Genomic DNA, 20070 nt, shown 5'->3' on the forward strand with positions numbered 1-20070 from the left:
AAAAATAAATACTTATTTTTGCTGTCCAATTATGCAGCAAATAAAAACATCATTCGATTTTGAGAAACCTATTGCCGATTTAGTTCAGCAGATAGAAAAGGTTAAACAAGTTGCCGAAAAGACTAAGGTAGATATGTCTGCCACTTTAGATGAACTTGATGGCAAATTAGATGAAACCACAAATAATCTATATAAAAATTTAACCGGCTGGAATAAGGTTCAAATGAGCCGTCATCCGGATAGGCCTCAAACCCTGGATTATATCAATATGATTTGCGATGATTTTATCGAACTTCATGGCGATAGAACCGTTAAAGACGATAAAGCAATTATAGGTGGTTTTGCAACAATTAACGGACAAACCGTAATGGTTATTGGGCACCAAAAAGGTAAAAATACTAAAGAGCGCCAGTTTCGTAATTTTGGTATGGCCAACCCTGAAGGTTATCGCAAAGCTTTACGTTTAATGCGTTTGGCAGAAAAGTTTAACAAACCTGTTATTTCTTTTATCGATACGATGGGTGCTTACCCTGGTTTAGAGGCAGAAGAACGTGGTCAAGGTGAAGCCATAGCAAGAAACTTACTTGAAATGTCTATTTTAAGAGTGCCGATAATTTGCGTTGTAGTAGGCGAAGGTGCATCTGGTGGTGCTTTAGGTATTGGTATTGGCGATAAAGTTTACATGTTAGAGCATACCTGGTATTCGGTTATTTCTCCTGAATCTTGCTCATCTATTTTATGGAGAAGCTGGGATTTTAAAGAGAAAGCTGCCGAATGTCTTAAATTAACATCTGATGATATGTTTGGTAATAAACTTATCGATGGAATTATTCCTGAACCTTTGGGTGGTGCACATCAAGACCCTGAATTGATGGGACAAACGCTTAAAGATTATCTTTTAAAAGATTTAGCCGCTTTGGGAAAAATTAAAACAGATAAACTTATTGAACAAAGAATAAATAAGTTCTGCGAAATGGGACTTGTAAACGAATAAAATTTAATCTTCTTTAAATTAAACCTGCTTAAATTAAGTAGGTTTTTTTGTGGCTTAGACTTATGAAGTTTTTCGGGCGGTTTTTTCAAACCTCCTCGTCATGCTGAATTTTTCATTTTGGTTTATTGTTATTTGAATTGTATTCAAGAGGGCTTCTCCGTTTATTTCCATATCCTAGAGCGTTAAAGACTAAGTTAGACTTACCAAATTTATCTCTGCATTTGTTTATAAACTTCGTAACTCATGCATCGTAAAAGTAAGCTGTTTCAAAAGGGTTTGTTTTATATTATTATAGAACTCTTCCTTACATTATCGTCATTCCCGCGAAGGTGGGAATCTTAAAGCGTAATAATATATAATATGCATTACGATGCCTAGTCGAGCTGAGCATGACGAAAAAACAAAACAAATTTTATCACCTTTATCGATTTCTATCTGTTAGTGGGTCTCAACGAATCTTATAAAAACAAAAAGCAGTTACAAATTAATGCAACTGCTTTAAAATTTTTGAAATTTATAGAACCTTACTCGGTTGGTTGCTGACCGAAATATCTGCTAAATCTTCCTTCTAAAGCGGTAAACTGACGCTCTAATTGTGCGCTAACTTTAGTTTGCCCTAATGCTTTAGAAGTTTTAACCATCTTATCTAAATAATATAAGCCAGTTTGGATATTCTGCATACCGGTAAGGTTAGATTTTGAATCAGAAACATCGGCTAAATAAGTTAATTCTTTAGTGATGTAATCGCCCGATTTCATTAAAATATCGTTAGCCCTTACATTTTCGCCTAGCTTATATAAATTTTCGGCCATGTAATACTTTACCACAACAGTACGAATGCCGTAGAACTTATCTGGCATTACTTCAAAATATTTGTTTACTACTTTTTTAGCTTCATCAACTTTGCCTTCTTTAATTAAGCTTCCGGCTAAACTGCTGAAAACGTTTGTGAAAATGAAAGTATCATCAGATGATTGTGGATCTAAGTATTTGGCTGTTTTCATATTGCCCCACTTAAATTTTTCCATTACATTTTTGTAAAGTACCGGTGTATTTAATAGTTCTGCTCTTTCATCACCAGATGTAGTATCTGCTTTTAAAGGCAGTAATCTCAATGCTAAACCTTCATTGTACAAATATTTATCTAAGCCATTGTATTGCTCAGAAGGTACAGTTGAAGCAAAATAAATCGGGCGTTTCCAGTTGTTATGTGCTAAAATATCGAACATAGCTAAAGTGCCTTTGGTTACATAGCCTTTGTTAAACTTCCACTCCATAGCAGGCGTAATTTTATCTGCTTCGGCTGCAGGCACAGTTCCTGTGCTAATCACTTCCTGTGGGTTTATGGTTAATTTGAAATTCTTTGTTGGTAAGAAGTTTGATTTTGTTCCATCCTGCATGGCAACTTTATCATCAGCACTATCAGATAGCAATAAATCTACTACATTTTTAAGCTCAACACTACCAGCAATTTTGTAATCATCATAAGGCATCACATCGCGTTCGCCTTGTACAAACTGCGATTCTTTCATCGAAATTGGTAACGGCTCTGAATCGTTTTGCTTTTGTTTCATGCCGTTAATGTACCAATCGGTATCAAACAAGCTTAAATTTACAATACGCACATCCGGACGAACTTTCTCAACTTCCTGAATGTACCAAAGTGGATAAGTATCGTTATCACCATAGGTGAAAATAATGGCGTTTGGCGCACAAGACTGCAAATAATCGTAAGCAATATCGTGTGCAACAAGTTTAGTGGAACGATCGTGATCATCCCAACCTTGCTGAGCCATAATAATTGGCGCTGCAAATAAGCCGATAACTGTTGCTGCGATGGCTCCGGTTGCTGGTGTTAGCTTTTTGAAAAGCCATTCCTTTAAGGCGAGTACGCCCAAACCTATCCAAATGGCAAAGGCATAAAATGAGCCTACATAAGCATAATCACGCTCACGAGGTTCTAAAGGCTTTTGATTTAAGTACAAAACGATTGCAATACCCGTAAAGAAGAATAATAAACCAACTACACCTGCATCTTTTTGATTACGTTGGAAATGCCAAACGGCGCCTAATAAGCCAATTATCAATGGTAAAAAGAAAAATCTGTTGTAAGCTTTATTATCAACTGTTGATGGCGGCAAATTCGTTTGGTTACCATGCCAAATTGCATCAATAGGTTTTACGCCACTTAAAGAAGTGCCTTCAAAACCACTTCCCTGGCCTTGCTCATCATTCTGGCGGCCAATAAAATTCCAGCCAAAATAACGTAAGTACATATAGCCAATTTGATAGCTGAATAAGAAACCAACATTATCTATGGTATTTGGTTTTTTGTTTGGATCTAGATGCATCCATTCTTTGTAGAAATCAGCATGGCGTTGGTCATCACTGTACATTCGTGGTAAAAATGTATTATCGCTGTATTGATAATCAGTTTTTTGACCAGCAGATTCATATTTCTCAGCGCCTTTTCTGTAAATCGTTTTGCCTTGCTCTACACCAATACGTTCAGAGTTGTAGTTTGGTCCAAAAACCAATGGCCTGTCGCCGTATTGTTCACGGTTTAGGTAGCTTAAAAATGAGAAAGCATCTTTAGGAGCACTGTTATTTAAGTTCGGGTCTGCTTTTGCTCTGATAATAATCATTGCGAAAGAAGCATAACCAAATATGATTAAAACTGTAGAAATCAACCCTAGGTTTAAAAGCTTTTTTTGATGTTGAATAGAATATCTTATACCCCAAACCAATAAGCCAATAACAATTAATGCAAAAAATAATACACCGGTTCCAAAGCCTAAACCTAATGTATTTACAAAGAATAAATCAAAGTATGCACCGAAAGAAACTAAGTATTGGATAATACCGTATTGAATTATACCTAATATTAAAATCCCAACAAATAAAGTTTTTATAATGCCTGATGTAGTAACTTTTTCAGCTCTTTTGAAGTAATAAATAAATGCAATTGCAGGGACAGTTAATAAGTTTAATAAGTGGATACCTATTGATAAACCCATTATGTAAGCAATAAAAAGTAACCATCTGTCTGCTCTAGGCTCATCTGCATGAGACTCCCATTTTAAAATGCCCCAAAATACAATTGCGGTAAATAATGATGATTGCGCATAAACCTCAGATTCTACAGCTGAAAACCAGAAACTATCAGAAAAAGTATAAGCTAATGCACCCACAATACCGGCACCCATAATGCTATATAGGTTTGCCGTAGAAACTTCTTCGCCAGCTTTTACCAGCGTTTTCTTTGCTAAAGCTGTAATGGTCCAGAATAGAAATAGGATAGTTGCAGCACTTGCTATTGCTGAGCCAATATTCATCCAATAAGCTACCTTAGTTAAATCGCCGAAAGCAAAAACGCCAAAAAATCTTTGAATCATTAAAAATAATGGCGCACCTGGTTGGTGAACAACTTGCATTTTTAATGCCGAAGCGATAAACTCACCGCAATCCCAGAAACTAACAGAAGGCTCTAAGGTTAAAACGTAAGTTATTGTCGCAATTAAAAAGCAGATCCAGCCTACTATATTATTTACTTTTGAATAATTCATTGGTTTTTGATAATGGATAATTAAATGTTACTGTGCATAAAAATGCTGCCGAAATTAATTAATATAGTCGATAAATGAGGAAATTCTCTTATTGTTTTTACATATTTTAACGGTTTAACAATTTGTTTGGTTCTAAATTCGACTACGGCGGTAATTATAAACAACAAAACCCATCCGCTCTATTTAGGAAAAGATGGGTTTTATTTTGTTAACATCTTTTGCTTATCCAGTAAAATACGGTGCAAATCTGTTAACTAATTGGTTATATTGTTTTTCCAACTTATTGCTTAAATCTTCCTGATTATAGTTGTGCGCAAGTTTTACCATTTCACCAAGGTAAGTTAAATAGCTTTGAATCTCCCTTTGGTTAGTTAGTTTATTCTTACTTTCAGAAACATCTGCAAGGTAATTCAACTCCCTTGTCATGTAATCTGCAGATTTCTTAATAAAAGCATTCGCCCGGTTTAAATCATTTAGGCGATATAAATTTTGGGTAAAATAAAACGAACTCAATACATGGCGCATGCTGTAAAACTTAGCTGGCATCACCTCATAATATTTCTCTATAACTTTTTTGCTTTCAGTAATTTTGTTCTCTGTAATTAACTCGCCAATTATTCCATTAAACATATTTGTAAACATGGCTACATCATCGGCTGATTGTCTATCTAAATGGTTTGCATTTTTAATGTTGCCCCACTTATAAGTATTTAACATGTTATTTAAGTAAGGTTTTACATTTACCTGCTCATAAATTTCGGTTTTTGAAGTATCTGGATTTAACGGAAGCAATCTTAAATTTAATCCCTCGGTATATAAATACCTGTCTAAACCGATATACTGTTCATCGGGCATAGCATTAGTGAAATAAATTGGCCTTTTCCAATCGTTATGCGTTAAAATATCCAATAGCGCAAGGTTGCCTTTCGTAATATATTGGTCTTTGTAAGTCCATTCCATACTAGCTGCAATTTTACCGGCATCTTCCACAGGCACCGTTCCGGTATCTAAAACATCTTTTTTATTTACCGTAATTTTAAAGTTTTTAGTCGGAAGAATATTTGCTTTTGAACCATCCTGCAAGGTGACTTTATCTTCATCATTATCAGATAATAACACTTCTAATATTTGTTTTAGCTCGATGTTTTGAGCAATTTTAAAATCCTGATAGTACATCACTTCTCTTGTGCCTTCGGCATATTGTTCGGGCTTCATTGTAATTGGTAAAGCTGCAGATTCATTTTGCTTTTTGCGCAAGCCATCTATAGTCCAATCAAAATTTAACAAACTTAAATTTACAACTCTTACATCGGGGCGAATGTGCTCAACCTCTTGTGCATACCAAACCGGAAAGGTATCATTATCACCATAGGTGAATAAAATGGCATTTGGAGCGCAAGATTTTAAATAATTTGCCGAAATGTCTTTTGCCAGATAACTATCCGAACGGTTGTGGTCATCCCATCCTTGGCTCGCCATAATTACTGGTGCCGCTATTAAGCAAATTGCCGATGCGAATATCGCAGCTTTTCTTGGCTTAAGTTTCTTGAATATCCATTCCTTTAAGCCGATAACACTTAAACCAATCCAAATGGTAAAGGCATAAAATGAACCTACATAGGCATAATCTCGCTCGCGGGGCTCGATAGGAACAGAGTTTAGGTATAAAACAATGGCTACACCTGTAAAGAAAAATAGCAATCCAATAACGCCTGCATGCTTTTGATTTCGTTTAAAGTGCCAGGTTGCACCAATCAAGCCTAAAATCAATGGCAAAAAGAAAAACCTGTTATATGCCTTATTATCTACAATTGATGGAGGTAGATTTTTCTGATTACCTAAACGAATCGCATCAACTGGTTTAACGCCGCTTAGCCAACCGCCACCATTTTCACCAAGCTGGCCATCAATGTTATTTTGCCTTCCAACAAAATTCCACATAAAATACCTCATGTACATGTGCCCGGCCTGAAACGAGAACATGTACTTCAGGTTATCCATTAAGGTTGGTATATGTGTATCATCAAAACCCATCCAGTTTTTATAGAAATTAATGTGTTCAGCTTTGTCGCTGTACATTCTTGGTATTGGCGTAGTTTTTTCAAAAATGTATTTGGAGTTGCTACCAGCTGATTCATATTTGCCGTTATTTCCTTTTCGATAAAGTTTTTCGGTTTCCTTTAAATCGACTTTTTGTGTATTATAATTTTCTCCAAATAGCAATGGTCTGCCGCCGTATTGCGCTCTGTTTACATATTTAAGGAAGGAGAATGCATTATCGGGGTTAGTATTATTAAGGTTTGGTTTGGCCTGTGCTCTAATAATTAATAAGGAAAATGAGCTATATCCGAAAATTAAAAGAACTGTGGATATCAAAGCAAGATTTAAAACCTTTTTATTGTTTTTTATAGAATATCTGATGGCAGCAAGTAATCCACCAATTAATAAAAATGCAAAAAACAGAACTCCTGAGCCAAAACCTAATCCCATTTTATTTACAAAAAATAAATCAAAATTAGCTGCTGTTAAAACCATATATTGAATTATCCCATATTGAACAAAAGCTAGAATTAAAATGGAAACAGCAAAAGTTTTTAGAATCCCTTTAGTGTTTGGATTTGGGTTTTTACGGAAATAATAAACAAATATCACCGCAGGGATAACCAGTAAATTTAATAAATGTACACCGATTGATAAACCGATGATGTATGCAACAAATGCAAGCCATCTATCTGCCCGAGGTTCTTCGGCTTTAGCTTCCCACTTTAGGATGCCCCAGAGTGCCACAGCTGTACATAGCGAAGACATGGCGTAAACTTCTGCTTCTACTGCCGAAAACCAAAAACTATCAGAAAAAGTATAGGCTAATGCTCCGGTTAAACCTGCACCAACAATGGTTATGATTTCTGAAAAGCTTATAACCTTATTGTTCTTAATAAGTATTCGTTTCGCTAATGCCGTAATTGTCCAAAACAGAAACATAATAGTGGCAGCACTTGCAAGTGCCGATGCAACGTTCATAAAATAGGCAACCTTGCTATTATCACCAAAGGATAGGGTTGAAAATAACTTTTGAATCATAGAAACTAGTGGTGCTCCGGGTTGATGAACCACTTCTAAACGGAAGGCTGAAGCAATAAATTCGCCGCAATCCCAAAAACTTACTGAAGAATCTAGCGTTAAAATGTAGGTAGTTGCGGCAATAAAAAAGCACAGCCAGCCCATCAAGTTGTTAATTCTGGAATAATTCATAGTTGGATTATTGGTTGATATTAAATTAGTTATAGGTTTTTAACCTAAAAAGTCGGGTTTTAAATAAAAATGTTGCACGCACAGCGAATATTTTTTTGAAAAAATAAAAGATGAAGAAAAATGATTTTTTTTGAAAACACTCTTGCATAATTAAAATATGCTTCCTACATTTGCATTCCCAATCGGGGAGTTAAGTTCTCGATTAGTAGTTTGTCCGATAGTATAAGGGTAGTACGACAGTTTTTGGTACTGTTTGTCTTGGTTCGAATCCAGGTCGGACAACAAAATTTAGCATCGGATCGTGTAAATCAAAATACATGATCCGATTTTTTTTAACCGTAAACTACACGGATCATGCCATTGCAGTTTAACCCGGTAAAACTATTTTCCGGAACAGGTTCAAGAGGACTATCACTAAAAATTGCTGAAAGTTACGGCAAACCACTTGGTGAAGTAAGCATTCACAAATTCAGTGATGGCGAATTCCAACCTTCTTTCGATGAGTCAATCCGCGGTTGCGATGTGTTTTTAATCCAATCTACTTGTCAGCCAAGCGATAACTTAATGGAGCTTTTATTGATGGTTGATGCAGCTAAAAGAGCATCGGCGCATTATATAACTGCAGTTGTTCCATATTATGGTTTAGCTCGTCAGGATAGAAAGGATAAACCACGTGTAGCAATTGGTGCTAAATTGGTTGCAAATTTATTAAAGTCGGCAGGTATTCACCGCATCATGACGATGGATTTACATGCAGCACAGATACAGGGTTTCTTTGATATTCCGGTAGATCACTTAGATGGCTCGGTTATTTTCGTTCCTTATATCAAAAGCTTAAATCTGCCAAACTTAACCATTGCATCGCCAGATATGGGCGGTTCTTACAGGGCCCGTACTTTTGCAAAGTTTTTTAATGCTGAAGTAGTTATTTGCGATAAACGCCGTAAACGTGCCAATGAAATCGAATCAATGTCGATTATTGGTGATGTAACCGGACAAGATGTCGTATTAATTGATGATATCTGTGACACTGCAGGAACATTATCAAAAGCAGCAGCTTTGATTATGGAAAATGGCGCAGCAAGTGTGAGAGCAGTTTGTACGCATGCCGTTTTATCTGGTAAGGCTGTAGAAACAATAGAAAACTCAGTTTTAGCTGAGCTAATAGTAACAGATACCATTCCTTTAAGACAGGAAAGTGAAAAAATTAGAGTGCTGAGCACAGCTAGTTTATTTGCAAGGGCAATAGCTAATGTAAACGAGCATGGTTCAATCAGCGACTTATTTAAGGTGTAAATTGGGTTGAAGGTTAAAGGTATGGGGTTTTAGGCTTAAGGTCTTGTAACTTTTTACTGATGAACAAAAATATACACATAAGGTATAAGGTTTAGGGTCTTATAACTTTTTAACAAAGAACAAAATTATAAGTAGGAGGTGAAAGGTTATTACGAAGGTCTTAATACTTGATACTTAATACTTAAATACTAATAAATAAATATAATAAAAATGAAAACAATCGCTATTAGCGGTTCTCCAAGAGAGAACGTAGGGAAACGCGATGCTAAGGAACTTCGTTACGAAGGTAAGGTTCCTGCAGTATTGTATGGTGGTAAAGAGCAACAACACTTAGCAGTGGTAATTGCTGATTTAAAAAGTGTTATCTACACGCCAGAAGTAAATTTCGTTGAAATTGATGTTAACGGTACAAAAACTAAGGCTATCGTAAAAGATACTCAGTATCATCCATTAACTGACATTTTAATGCACATCGATTTTCTTCAATTATTTGATGATAAAGAAATCGTTATGGAAATTCCTGTTAAATTAACCGGTACTTCTCCAGGTGTTAAAATGGGTGGTAAGTTAATTCAGAAATTACGTAAACTTCGCGTTAAAGCTTTACCAGCTAACATGCCACAAAATGTTGAAGTTAGTTTAGAGAAATTAGAAGTTGGTAGTTTATTCCGTGTTCGCGATTTAAAAGGTCAAGATTACGCAATTACGAACACTCCTGAAGATACTATCGTGTCTGTTGCAATGTCTAGAGCATTAAAACAAGCAGAAACTGAAGCTGCAAAAGGTAAAAAATAATCACAATTTCTTGATTATGAAGAAGAGCCCGAATTTATTCGGGCTTTTTTGGCATCATGATTTTTAGAATTAAAGGATTTCAGGATGAAGGTTTTCAATTTTGCCAATCAACATCTCCATCATACCTCCTCCATCATCCATTTCACATTCTACATTTCCCATCCTCCATCTCTATTTTCCATCTTTCCTTTTCCATTAAAATCTTTGGTCTTTCCGTATTAAGATATAAATTTGCGGCATGAAATATCTTATTGTTGGCTTAGGTAATATTGGTCCGGAGTATGCACATACACGCCATAACATTGGTTTTGATATTGCCGATGAGCTTGTAAAAGGTTTGGGCGGAAGTTTTGACAACATTCGTTTAGCGTATTATGCCGAAGTTAGCTTTAAGGGTAAAAAACTGCACGTAATTAAGCCAACAACTTTCATGAATTTAAGCGGCAAGGCCGTTAATTATTGGATGAAAGAATTAAAAATAGCTCCAGAAAATGTACTGGTAATTGTTGATGATTTAGCAATTCCGTTAGGTAAACTACGGTTAAAATTGCAAGGTAGTAGCGCCGGACATAATGGTTTAAAAAGCATAGAGGAAGTTTGTGGCGGGCAGAACTATGCTCGTTTGCGATTTGGTATCGGAAGCGATTACCCAAAGGGTAGACAAGTAGATTTCGTTTTGGGTTTGTTTGATAAAGACGAGCAGTTGGAGCTACCAGCGCTTATTGATAAAAGTGTAGATTTAATTAAAAGCTTTGTAACCGTTGGGCCAGCACACACCATGACGGCTTTCAACAAATAACATTCAAAAAATTGCCTGCTCCATGGTTTGTGTCTTCACAGATTATTTAATGTTAAAGTTGATTATCCTATTTCTATCTGTGATGACACAGGCCGAAGGAAAGTTTTCTATCTTTTTTTGAAGCGCAAGGCTTTGTAATCCTTTGGTTATTTCAGTCCCGCTTTTGCTGCGCCGATGAAACCTGTGAAATAAGCAAGCATACTTTATAAATTGAAAAACAATGCCTAAATCGGCTTCGCGTCAATCGGGGCTATTTTATATTATTTTATGCTTTTGGGTTGGTTTTTTACAAAGCCATTGTTAATAAACCCGGGGGCAGCGATATACTTTTTGTTGCAAAAGCTTAAATTTTGCACAACGTTAACAAAAAGATAAAGCGAACAACGGGACTAATGTAGCACATCCGCTTACCTTTAATTTTCTAATTTTATTTATTGAGCGCATGAATACCTTTTGAGCTTTAAATAATTAAACAGCAACATTATTATTGCAATTTGCCGACACTCATTATAGGTTAAAATCGGCTACATTTGCGGTAACAACAATACAAAAATAATGAAGATAGGAATTGTTTGCTATCCCACTTTCGGTGGCAGCGGCGTGGTTGCAACAGAACTTGGTAAAGCACTTGCAAGTGAAGGACACCAGGTTCATTTTATTACTTACAGTCAGCCTGCAAGGCTGGATTTTTTCTCTTCAAATTTATTTTATCACGAAGTTTCGGTAAGAGATTATCCTCTGTTTGATTATGCGCCTTACGAATCTGCGTTGGCGAGTAAGCTGGTAGATGTTGTTCGTTTTGAACAGTTAGATGTTCTGCATGTTCATTATGCAATTCCGCATGCTTCTGCAGCGTTTATGGCGAAGCAAATTTTAGCGAGTTACGGCATCCATATTCCTGTTGTTACTACTTTACACGGTACAGATATTACTTTAGTGGGCAAAGACCCAACCTACAAACCTGTAGTTACTTTTTCTATAAACCAAAGTGATGGTGTTACCACGGTTTCTCAGGATTTGAAAGATGATACTTACAAGCATTTTGAGATTACGAAAGACATAAAAGTTATTCCGAATTTCATAGATTTTAGTCGTTTTAGTTTGCAGGCGAAAGACCATTTTAAGAAGGCGATTGCACCAAACAACGAGCGTATCTTAATTCATACCTCCAATTTCCGTAAGGTAAAGAGAACATCTGATGTAATACGGATTTTCGAAAAGGTTTTGGCAGTAATTCCATCTAAACTTTTAATGGTTGGCGATGGCCCGGAACGGGTTTACGACGAGCAACTTTGCCGTACTTTAAACATATCAGACCATGTTCGCTTTTTGGGTAAGCAAGATGCGGTTGAAGAAATTTTATCGGTATCTGATTTATTTTTAATGCCTTCTGAATCAGAAAGTTTTGGCTTGGCGGCTTTAGAGGCAATGGCTTGTAAAGTTCCGGCGATAACATCGAATGCTGGTGGTTTGCCTGAGCTAAATATTGATGACTTTTGTGGTTACATGTGCGATGTTGGCGATGTGGAAGATATGGCAAATAAGGCCATTACCATTTTAAGCAACGATGAAACCCTGAAATATTTTAAAGAAAACGCATACACAAGAGCTAAAGATTTCGATTTAAAGAAGATTTTACCCGAGTATATTGAATTTTACAAAGAGATTGTAGAAAATTCGCTTCAGGCAAATGGCAATTAGTTTTACGTATAATAGTGATGTAATTCAAAGCTTTGCTATCTCATCTTGTTATTTTTAACAATACTTAAGAAAAAAATAATTATCAAAACAAAACTTTCTCAAAATCAAATCATTATAAATCGTACCTTTGCGGCAAATGAAAAAAATAGTTGATTATAGAAAGCTTTTAAACGTGGATAAAACAGCTGAGCTAGCCTTGCTTAAAACTGTTTATCGTACCATGATGAAAGAGTGTCACCCTGATAAGTTTCAGGTAGAAGAAGAAAGACTGGCAGCCGAAGCCAGAAGTAAAGACATTATAGAAGCGTATCATTTTTTAGTGAGCATAGCTCCTGAAACTTGTGCGCAAAATATCGAAACGTATACCAATACAATTACCAACTCAAACATTTTAGATTTTGAGTACAAGCAGTCTGTATTAAATGTTCAGTTTTTTGATGGAAGTGTATATGAGTATTTTGATGTGCCAAGAGCAATTTACATCAAGCTTGTAAATGCCGATTCTCCTGGGCGTTTTGCTCGCCGCCATATTTGTAGTTCATATCCATATCGCAACGTTACAAAGGTTGCAGAACCAGCATAATAAAAAAGCTTCTTGAATTTAATCAAGAAGCTTTTTTTATAAAGTTCGGTGGTAAATTTTAAGTTTTCTGTAACTAAAAAGGTTTTCCTTACGTTTCTGAACTTTTAGTATACTCTTGCACCGAACTTCCATTCTTTAATTTACTCAAATACCAAACAAACAGGCGCACCAACTTCAATGCGCTTACCGCTATCTGTTAATTTTCCTGTGATGGTATTGCGTTTAAAGATTACAACATCGTTTGTATATTGATGTGCTACGAGTAAAAACTTCCCGCTTGGATCTATTGAAAAATTTCTTGGTCCTTTGCCCAAAGTGCTTACAGTTTCAACAGATCTTAATATGCCGGTAGGTAAAATAGAGAAAACAGAAATTGCATTTGCATCGCCGCGATTGGTTTGATAGAGAAATTTTCCATCGGCAGACACATGAATGTCGGCGCCATCAATTTTGCCGGTAAATGATTTATCGGTTGTGCCGATTTCCTGTATTTTTTTCAGACTCCCGTTGCTGTAAAAGTAGCCGGTAATACTTCCATTAAATTCATGCGCTAAATAGGCAAATTTTCCATTTGGCGTAAATGTAATATGTCGTGGTCCGGTGCCTGCATTTGTAGGTAAAACGCTTTTTAGAGATAAAACTGTATTCTTGTTGTTAGGGCTGTATGCGTATGTGTAAATTCTATCCTCACCTAAATCATTACAAATTAAAAATTTGCCATCTGGTGTAAACTTAACCATGTGTACATGCGCACTCTCTTGTCTGCCTTTAGGGTCGATGCTTTTTCCGGTATGTTTAATAACCTGAACAGCTTCAGTTATTGAGCCATCGGCTTTTCTTTTAAAAACGGCCAATGTACCGCCCGAATAATTGGCCACAATTACATTCTGTTTATTAACGGTAATGTAGCATGGATCGGCACCTTCACTGCTCACTTTGTTTATAAAAGTTAATTTTCCGGTAACTCCATTATATTTGAAAGCACTTACAGTACTTTTTTCACCGCTTTCATTAACCACATAAGCAAATTTTTTATCGGCTGAGAGGGCTAAATAACTTGGGTTAGCCACATCTTTAGTAATGGCCTTTAGTTTTGTATTTCCTGTTAGGGTATTAAAGTTATAGGTGTAAATGCCTTCACTTTTACCCGTATTGGTGTAAGTGCCTATAATTAGATTATGATTCGGTTTTTGCGCTAATGCTATGGTATTAATCAAAAGGGATAAAATTAATATGCTGTATATTTTCATGGGATTTCCTGTTTTGGATTATAACAAATATGAGAAAAAATAAACCTAACAAAAAAGGCAACCTTTCGATTGCCTTTTGTTTTATTTTATCAAGTGTTTAATTTGAATCAATTCATGCTCTTCTAAGTATCTCCATCTGCCTCTTGGTAAATCTTTTTTAGTCAAGTTGCCATAAACAACACGGTCTAATTTCTCTACCGAGTAACCTAAATGTTCAAAAATACGGCGAACAATTCGGTTTTTACCACTATGAATTTGTATACCAATTTCCTTTTTGGTTCCACCTGTAACGTAAGAGATATTGTCAGGTTTGATTAAACCATCTTCAAGCTCTAAACCAAAAGCAATTTTGTTTAAATCACCTTGTGATAAAGCTTTGTTTAACTCAACATTGTAAATTTTGGTAATGCCATTTTTAGGATGCGATAATTTATCAGCTAAATCACCATCGTTGGTCATTAAAATTAAGCCGGTAGTGTTGCGATCTAATCTTCCAACTGGGTAAATACGCTCGCGACTAGCTTTATCAACTAATTGCATAACGGTACGGCGTTCCTGCGGATCATCAGTTGTTGTGATGTAATCTTTAGGTTTGTTTAATAAAACGTAAACCTTTTTCTCACGTTTTAAAAGTTCTCCGTTGTAACGTACTAAATCTTTCGCTGGGTCTACTTTGTGACCTAACTCTGTAACCGCTTCGCCGTTAACGGTAATAATGCCTGCAGCAATTAATTCATCGGCTTTACGGCGAGAACAAATGCCTGCATTTGAAATATATCTGTTTAGGCGAATTAAGCCTTTATCTTCATTTGTTTTTCTGCCTTGTTGTATTACTGTTCTTTCTTCGCGATTGAATTCAGTATCTCTAGGCTTAAGCTCTTCGCGATCTCTAAAAGGTCTGCTATCTGCACCAGTTCTTGGTTTTACATCTCTAGAGCTTCCAGCACTTGGTTTGAAATCGTCGCCTTTTCCACCTCTTGATTTAAAATCTTTATATCCGCCTTCTCTAGGTTTGAAGTCTCTGTCGCCAGTTCTCGGTTTAAAATTTCTCGAATCTCCATCCTTAGATTTGAAATCGCGTTCTCCTTTAGGTTTGTAATCTCTTGCTCCATCTTTAGATTTGAAATCTCTGTCTCCGGTTCTTGGTTTGTAATCTCTTGAACTTCCTTCTCTTGGTTTAAAGCTACGTCCTTCTGGTTTGGCATCTTTAGATTTGAATTCGCGATCGCCAAATTTGAAACCTTTTGGTTCTTCGTCTCTCGATTTAAAGTCGCGATCGCTTCTTGGTTTGAAATCTCTTTTATCGCCAAATGATTTTGATTTGAAATCTTTGTTGCCAGCGCTTCTAGGTTTGAAGCCTTCTTTTGAATCGGATGATTTTTTGAATTTACTGTCTTTATCTTCAGTTCTTCTTCTGTCAGAGCTTCCTGTACTGCTTCTGCTTTCTGTTTTCCGGCTGCCCGTTTTGGACTTGTCATCCCGACTGTTCCTGTTGTTTTTATTTATCATGATACGCTATTAACCGCACCTAAAATGCGGGCTGCAAATTTAGGCAAAATTGGTGAACAATACAATTTTGAGCAGCGGAAAATTTTGATAAAAAAATAGCCTCTAAAATAGGAAAAATGCCCCAAAAATCAAAATTCAAAACCCACGTTTAAAGCACTTTAAAGCTCGATTTCGGAAGGTATTTCTGCAAGTGCTTGATAATCTGATCATTATTTTTTACCTTTGCCAACGTTTTTTATAAGTTCACCAAAAAAAGGAGGAAGATGTTAAAGAAACACATAGTACCATTTTTGATAGTGTCTGCACTATTTATTATGGCAAAAGTGTTCGCTTACCAAATGCCCTTAGCACAAAAAAGTCTTTTAAAAGAAGAAAAATTAAACACTACAATACCCCAAAAAGAGGAGCCAAAGAAAGTTAAGGCAGAGCCGAAATCTTTAATGGCCCGTTTAAATTTTGCCGATGAAACATTGCCTTTAGGCGATAAAAAAGTTGAGCGAAAAATGAAAAAAATCCTTGCGGCACATACATTCGATAATACACAAACACATCGATTACAACGCAAGGCAGCTGAATGGTTCCCAATTATAGAACCCATTTTGGCAGCTTACGGAATTCCTGAAGATTTTAAATACCTGGCACTGGTAGAATCAGGAATGCAAGCTGGCGTTTCGCCCAAAGGTGCTGCTGGTGTTTGGCAATTTATGCCAGGTACAGCCCGCAGTTATGGTTTAAAAGTTAATGGGAGCAAAGATGAGCGTTATAATTTACGCAAATCTACCGTTGCAGCCTGCAAATACATAAAAGAAATGTATAGAGGTTTAGAAAGCTGGACATTGGTTGCTGCGGCATATAATGTTGGCGATGGACGCCTACGCAGGCAGATCAATAATCAAAATCAAGACAATTACTACAAAATGAAACTGAACCGTGAAACCGGTGGTTACGTTTACAAAGTGATTTCGATGAAACAGATTATTGAACACCCGGCACGTTATGGTTACGAAAAACCTAAAGAATTATTGGCTTATAACGCCGATTAATAATAAAAGACAAGCATTTGGTAAACGTCCTGAATTTTTTCAGGACGTTTTTTTTTTAGGGAATTTATCGTATCAATTGTAATTGATAAGCTAAAGATGAATTTTTACTGTTTAAATAATCTGCTAATCTGTGGCTATATATTTGGTCAAATATTATCTTTGAAATCATAGCGATAATTAATGTATAAACTGCAAGTAGAAAAAATTGTGTCCCAACCCGGCGATAACATCACTATACAACTTAAACCAGTTGAAAATGATTATCCCAAATATCTGGCTGGGCAGTTTATATCTTTAATCTTCCAAGGTAAACATGGAGAAATCAGACGTTCGTATTCTTTTAATAGTTCGCCTGATGTTAATGAACCAATTGCCATCACTGTTAAGCGGGTAGAAAATGGAGAAATCTCAAGACTTTTACACCATAAAATCGGCGTTGGCGATACTTTGATTGCGCAAGAACCTCAAGGTTTATTCAGTTATGTAACTCAAAGCGAATTAGAACGTGATGTTTTTCTTTTCGCCGCTGGAGTAGGCATCACGCCATTATTCTCCATATTGAAAACGGCACTTGTAACTGAGCAGAAATCAAAAATCACACTTATTTACAGCAATCGTTCTTTAGAAGATACTTTATTTTACAATGAGATAAGCGAATGGCAGGCAAAGTATCCCGATAGGTTAAAGGTTATCTGGATTTTTAGCAACAGCAAAAATTTAATGACGGCCAGGCTAAATAAGTTTTATATTGATAAACTGCTGAAAGAAAATTTGATTTTCGATAAAGAAAGTGCACTTTTTTACACTTGCGGACCAATAATTTACATGGATTTATGCCGGATTACTTTGTTAGGGATGGGTTTTGATATTAGCCAGATAAAACGTGAAACTTTTGTTTTACCCGAAGATGAAGTTGATGAGGACGACAACAGTGAAAAAATTGTAGATAAGAATACTTATTCGGTTATTTTAAATTTTAAAGGTGCAGTGCATCATTTGGATATTCCCTGGCCAAAAAGAATTTTGGATGTAGCGCTTGAATATAAAATAAAACTTCCATATAGTTGCAGAGGTGGGGTTTGTAGCACTTGTGTTGCAAATTGTACAGCGGGGCATGTGCGTATGGATTACAACGAAGTTCTAACAGACGATGAATTGGAACGTGGTAGAGTTTTGGTATGCACCGGGCATCCAACCGAAAACGGAACAACAATTACCTGGGATTAAACAAGACCTGTTAGCATTCTATCTATTTATTAGTCAAATGGTTCTGTATTTTTGAGCCAATAAAGGCAAATAATAAGCCTATAAAAATAGCACACAGTAAAACTATTCCCGGTGCCAGTTCATCATTCGGCGATGTATTATTGAGGATTATTAATTTGAACATTGTTAAGAAGGTAATTGCACCTAGAATAAAACCCCCAATTTTGCCTATCAAATTTTTCATAACTAATTATTTTATATACAAATATAATAAAGTGCTTTGTAAAACAAAGTGAAATAATAATTTATTTTATCTTTGGCAATTTGCTGTTTAAGAATTGGTTTATTTTGTAATAACGACTATTATTCTGTTATGGTTCTGAAGGTAAGGTTAACCCTTGGTTTGGATATTTTTTTGGTTGGCGGCAACCTATGTAACCAATGGGTTTGTGTTGTACCTTTCATTACCAAAAGGCTTCCGTGTTCTAAAACCATTTCCACTTTTTCGCCGCTTTGTTTGTGTTTAAAGGCAAATTTTCTTTCTGCTCCAAAACTTAAAGAGGCTATGGCTCCGTTTTTCTTTAAATCTGTTTCGCCATCGCTGTGCCACGCCATGCCTTCATTACCATCATGGTATAAATTAAGTAAGCAAGAGTTATAGGTTTCGCCCGATTCTTTTTCAGCAAGCATTTTAAGTTCGAGTAATTCATCGGTCCAGGGTAAAGCGTGTTTTGTAGTGTTTGAGTAGGTATATTCGAAGGGTTTCTCGCCATACCATGCAACTTTTCTTTTGGTCATGATTTTCTTCCCGAAAATTACGGCCTCATCATTTTTCCATTCTATGTTATCTAAAAGTTTAGCGAGATAAACATCGGCTTCATTATCGCTTAATAATTTACCATAGTAATTAACTGTACCATCATTAGGAAGCCAGTTTTTTGAAGTGTTAATAATATCGGCGAAAAGTTTCATCAGCTCAAATGTACCTTATAAAACGAATCAATTAATAACCGCATTTATTTTTGCCCAAAGTTCGTTATCAAAACCTGAAACGGCAAAATTTGGATTGCTCGGATTTGATGCGTTACCCATTCTGATGATAACCATTTTTTTGCCTGGGATAACATAAATGCGTTGGTCGTTTGCCCCCATAGCCGCATACATATCTGCCGGAGCATTAGGCACTAATGAGCCATTAAAAACGGTTTGTTCACCCGGTATCATAAACTTAGCTTTGCCATTTAACCACCATAAATAACCATAAGATGGATTAATACTTTGTGAAGTGCTGATGCTTTGGTTGAAATAGTTTTCGTTGATGATTTGTTCATCCTTCCATTTGCCTTTATTTAAAGCCAAAAGCCCAAATCGAGCCATGCTTCTTGCGCTACTGTGGTAAATGGTGAATATTGTTCCGAAATTCCAAAAACCATCCATGCCGATTTTATTTTTCAGTTTTTCGTTAAAGTATATTTCAAAATCTTTATTGCTGGCTTTGGCAACCACATCGGTTAATTTCTGAAAAACATTACTATAAGCCCATCTTGTACCCGCATCTGCAACATAGGTTAGGTTGGGTTTTATCACAAACTGTTTGGTATCATCGTTACCGGTAGTCATAGTAAGCAAATTTCTTACGGTGATTAAATTTTCCTTATCAGATGGCATGATGGTCCATCCCGAGCCTAAATAATCTGAGGCCTTATTATTGATGTTTAAAAGATTTTCTTGCTGTGCGATGCCAGTAGTGGCAGATACTAACGTCTTACCTGCGCTATTCCATTCCCATTCGGTTGTGGCATTATGTCCATTAAAATATTCTTCCATCACAATTCTGCCGTTTACCAGTATCATAAACGATTTGGAATTTTTTTGAGCTAGAAAAGATTTTAAATCTGCGATAGCAGCCGAATTCCAGCCCAGTTGGGATGGGGTAGTGGTTTCCCAGGTAGTTGAAGAATTAGCAGGAAAATAAATGCCATTATCTGGATTGGTTGGTGTTGGCTCGCTGCTTTTTTTGCAGCTCACAGATAGTGTTGCTAATAAGAACAATAGGTGCAGACTTTTCATAACGTT

The 20070-nt window shown here is 36.2% G+C and carries 14 protein-coding genes; 8 read left to right on the top strand and 6 right to left on the bottom strand.

Features of this window, described 5'->3' with window-relative positions:
- The first annotated feature begins 31 nt into the window (after nt 1-31).
- The gene (locus LUA90_RS13115; RefSeq protein ID WP_231464297.1) at nt 32-994 is read left to right on the top strand and encodes an acetyl-CoA carboxylase carboxyltransferase subunit alpha; all 963 of its coding nucleotides are present in this window, start codon (nt 32-34) and stop codon (nt 992-994) included.
- 524 nt (nt 995-1518) lie between these two features.
- Here LUA90_RS13115 and LUA90_RS13120 read toward each other — a convergent pair.
- Nucleotides 1519-4560 (bottom strand): DUF2723 domain-containing protein, encoded by a 3042-nt coding sequence (locus LUA90_RS13120; protein ID WP_231464295.1) that lies wholly within the window; start codon nt 4558-4560, stop codon nt 1519-1521.
- A 222-nt stretch (nt 4561-4782) separates the two neighbouring features.
- The gene (locus LUA90_RS13125; protein WP_231464293.1) at nt 4783-7812 is read right to left on the bottom strand and encodes a DUF2723 domain-containing protein; all 3030 of its coding nucleotides are present in this window, start codon (nt 7810-7812) and stop codon (nt 4783-4785) included.
- Between the two features lie 354 nt (nt 7813-8166).
- On the opposite strand from LUA90_RS13125, the gene LUA90_RS13130 reads away from it, so the two are divergent.
- From LUA90_RS13130 to LUA90_RS13150, 5 genes are all read left to right on the top strand, one after another.
- Complete coding sequence (locus LUA90_RS13130; RefSeq protein WP_231464292.1) at nt 8167-9108, top strand: ribose-phosphate pyrophosphokinase; 942 nt, start codon at nt 8167-8169, stop codon at nt 9106-9108.
- A 210-nt stretch (nt 9109-9318) separates the two neighbouring features.
- Entirely contained in the window at nt 9319-9903 is a 585-nt protein-coding gene (locus tag LUA90_RS13135) for a 50S ribosomal protein L25/general stress protein Ctc (protein ID WP_231464290.1), read from the top strand.
- A 238-nt stretch (nt 9904-10141) separates the two neighbouring features.
- Nucleotides 10142-10702 carry an aminoacyl-tRNA hydrolase gene (gene pth, locus LUA90_RS13140; protein ID WP_231464288.1) on the top strand — a complete coding sequence of 187 codons (561 nt, stop codon included), beginning with the start codon at nt 10142-10144 and terminating at the stop codon, nt 10700-10702.
- Between the two features lie 555 nt (nt 10703-11257).
- On the top strand, nt 11258-12403 hold the full coding sequence (gene bshA / locus LUA90_RS13145; RefSeq protein WP_231464286.1) for an N-acetyl-alpha-D-glucosaminyl L-malate synthase BshA: 1146 nt from the start codon (nt 11258-11260) through the stop codon (nt 12401-12403).
- Between the two features lie 136 nt (nt 12404-12539).
- Nucleotides 12540-12986 (top strand): KTSC domain-containing protein, encoded by a 447-nt coding sequence (locus LUA90_RS13150; protein WP_231464284.1) that lies wholly within the window; start codon nt 12540-12542, stop codon nt 12984-12986.
- A gap of 140 nt (nt 12987-13126) precedes the next feature.
- Here the strand turns inward: LUA90_RS13150 and LUA90_RS13155 are convergent, their stop codons facing one another.
- A complete protein-coding gene (locus LUA90_RS13155) occupies nt 13127-14236 on the bottom strand; it encodes a lactonase family protein (RefSeq protein WP_231464282.1) in 1110 nt (369 codons plus the stop codon).
- Between the two features lie 81 nt (nt 14237-14317).
- Nucleotides 14318-15745, bottom strand: coding sequence for a pseudouridine synthase (locus tag LUA90_RS13160; RefSeq protein ID WP_231491214.1), 1428 nt, complete (start codon nt 15743-15745; stop codon nt 14318-14320).
- Nucleotides 15746-16008: 263 nt separating this feature from the next.
- On the opposite strand from LUA90_RS13160, the gene LUA90_RS13165 reads away from it, so the two are divergent.
- Complete coding sequence (locus tag LUA90_RS13165; protein ID WP_231464278.1) at nt 16009-16788, top strand: lytic transglycosylase domain-containing protein; 780 nt, start codon at nt 16009-16011, stop codon at nt 16786-16788.
- A 180-nt stretch (nt 16789-16968) separates the two neighbouring features.
- Complete coding sequence (locus LUA90_RS13170; RefSeq protein WP_231491215.1) at nt 16969-18015, top strand: 2Fe-2S iron-sulfur cluster-binding protein; 1047 nt, start codon at nt 16969-16971, stop codon at nt 18013-18015.
- Nucleotides 18016-18357: 342 nt separating this feature from the next.
- On the opposite strand, the gene LUA90_RS13175 is transcribed toward LUA90_RS13170, so the two are convergent.
- Nucleotides 18358-18966, bottom strand: a complete 609-nt coding sequence (locus tag LUA90_RS13175; RefSeq protein WP_231464274.1) for an alpha-ketoglutarate-dependent dioxygenase AlkB — start codon at nt 18964-18966, stop codon at nt 18358-18360.
- A 27-nt stretch (nt 18967-18993) separates the two neighbouring features.
- Complete coding sequence (locus tag LUA90_RS13180) at nt 18994-20064, bottom strand: serine hydrolase (RefSeq protein WP_231464272.1); 1071 nt, start codon at nt 20062-20064, stop codon at nt 18994-18996.
- Between the last annotated feature and the right edge of the window lie 6 nt (nt 20065-20070).

It is taken from the genome of Pedobacter sp. Leaf170 (assembly GCF_920984665.1).
Taxonomy (GTDB): Bacteria; Bacteroidota; Bacteroidia; order Sphingobacteriales; family Sphingobacteriaceae; genus Pedobacter.

Coding starts and splice junctions, on each gene's coding strand:
- LUA90_RS13115 (WP_231464297.1), top strand. CDS start 32: ATGCAGCAAATAAAAACATCATTCGATTTTGAGAAACCTATTGCCGAT.
- LUA90_RS13120 (WP_231464295.1), bottom strand. CDS start 4,560: ATGAATTATTCAAAAGTAAATAATATAGTAGGCTGGATCTGCTTTTTA.
- LUA90_RS13125 (WP_231464293.1), bottom strand. CDS start 7,812: ATGAATTATTCCAGAATTAACAACTTGATGGGCTGGCTGTGCTTTTTT.
- LUA90_RS13130 (WP_231464292.1), top strand. CDS start 8,167: ATGCCATTGCAGTTTAACCCGGTAAAACTATTTTCCGGAACAGGTTCA.
- LUA90_RS13135 (WP_231464290.1), top strand. CDS start 9,319: ATGAAAACAATCGCTATTAGCGGTTCTCCAAGAGAGAACGTAGGGAAA.
- pth (WP_231464288.1), top strand. CDS start 10,142: ATGAAATATCTTATTGTTGGCTTAGGTAATATTGGTCCGGAGTATGCA.
- bshA (WP_231464286.1), top strand. CDS start 11,258: ATGAAGATAGGAATTGTTTGCTATCCCACTTTCGGTGGCAGCGGCGTG.
- LUA90_RS13150 (WP_231464284.1), top strand. CDS start 12,540: ATGAAAAAAATAGTTGATTATAGAAAGCTTTTAAACGTGGATAAAACA.
- LUA90_RS13155 (WP_231464282.1), bottom strand. CDS start 14,236: ATGAAAATATACAGCATATTAATTTTATCCCTTTTGATTAATACCATA.
- LUA90_RS13160 (WP_231491214.1), bottom strand. CDS start 15,745: ATGATAAATAAAAACAACAGGAACAGTCGGGATGACAAGTCCAAAACG.
- LUA90_RS13165 (WP_231464278.1), top strand. CDS start 16,009: ATGTTAAAGAAACACATAGTACCATTTTTGATAGTGTCTGCACTATTT.
- LUA90_RS13170 (WP_231491215.1), top strand. CDS start 16,969: ATGTATAAACTGCAAGTAGAAAAAATTGTGTCCCAACCCGGCGATAAC.
- LUA90_RS13175 (WP_231464274.1), bottom strand. CDS start 18,966: ATGAAACTTTTCGCCGATATTATTAACACTTCAAAAAACTGGCTTCCT.
- LUA90_RS13180 (WP_231464272.1), bottom strand. CDS start 20,064: ATGAAAAGTCTGCACCTATTGTTCTTATTAGCAACACTATCTGTGAGC.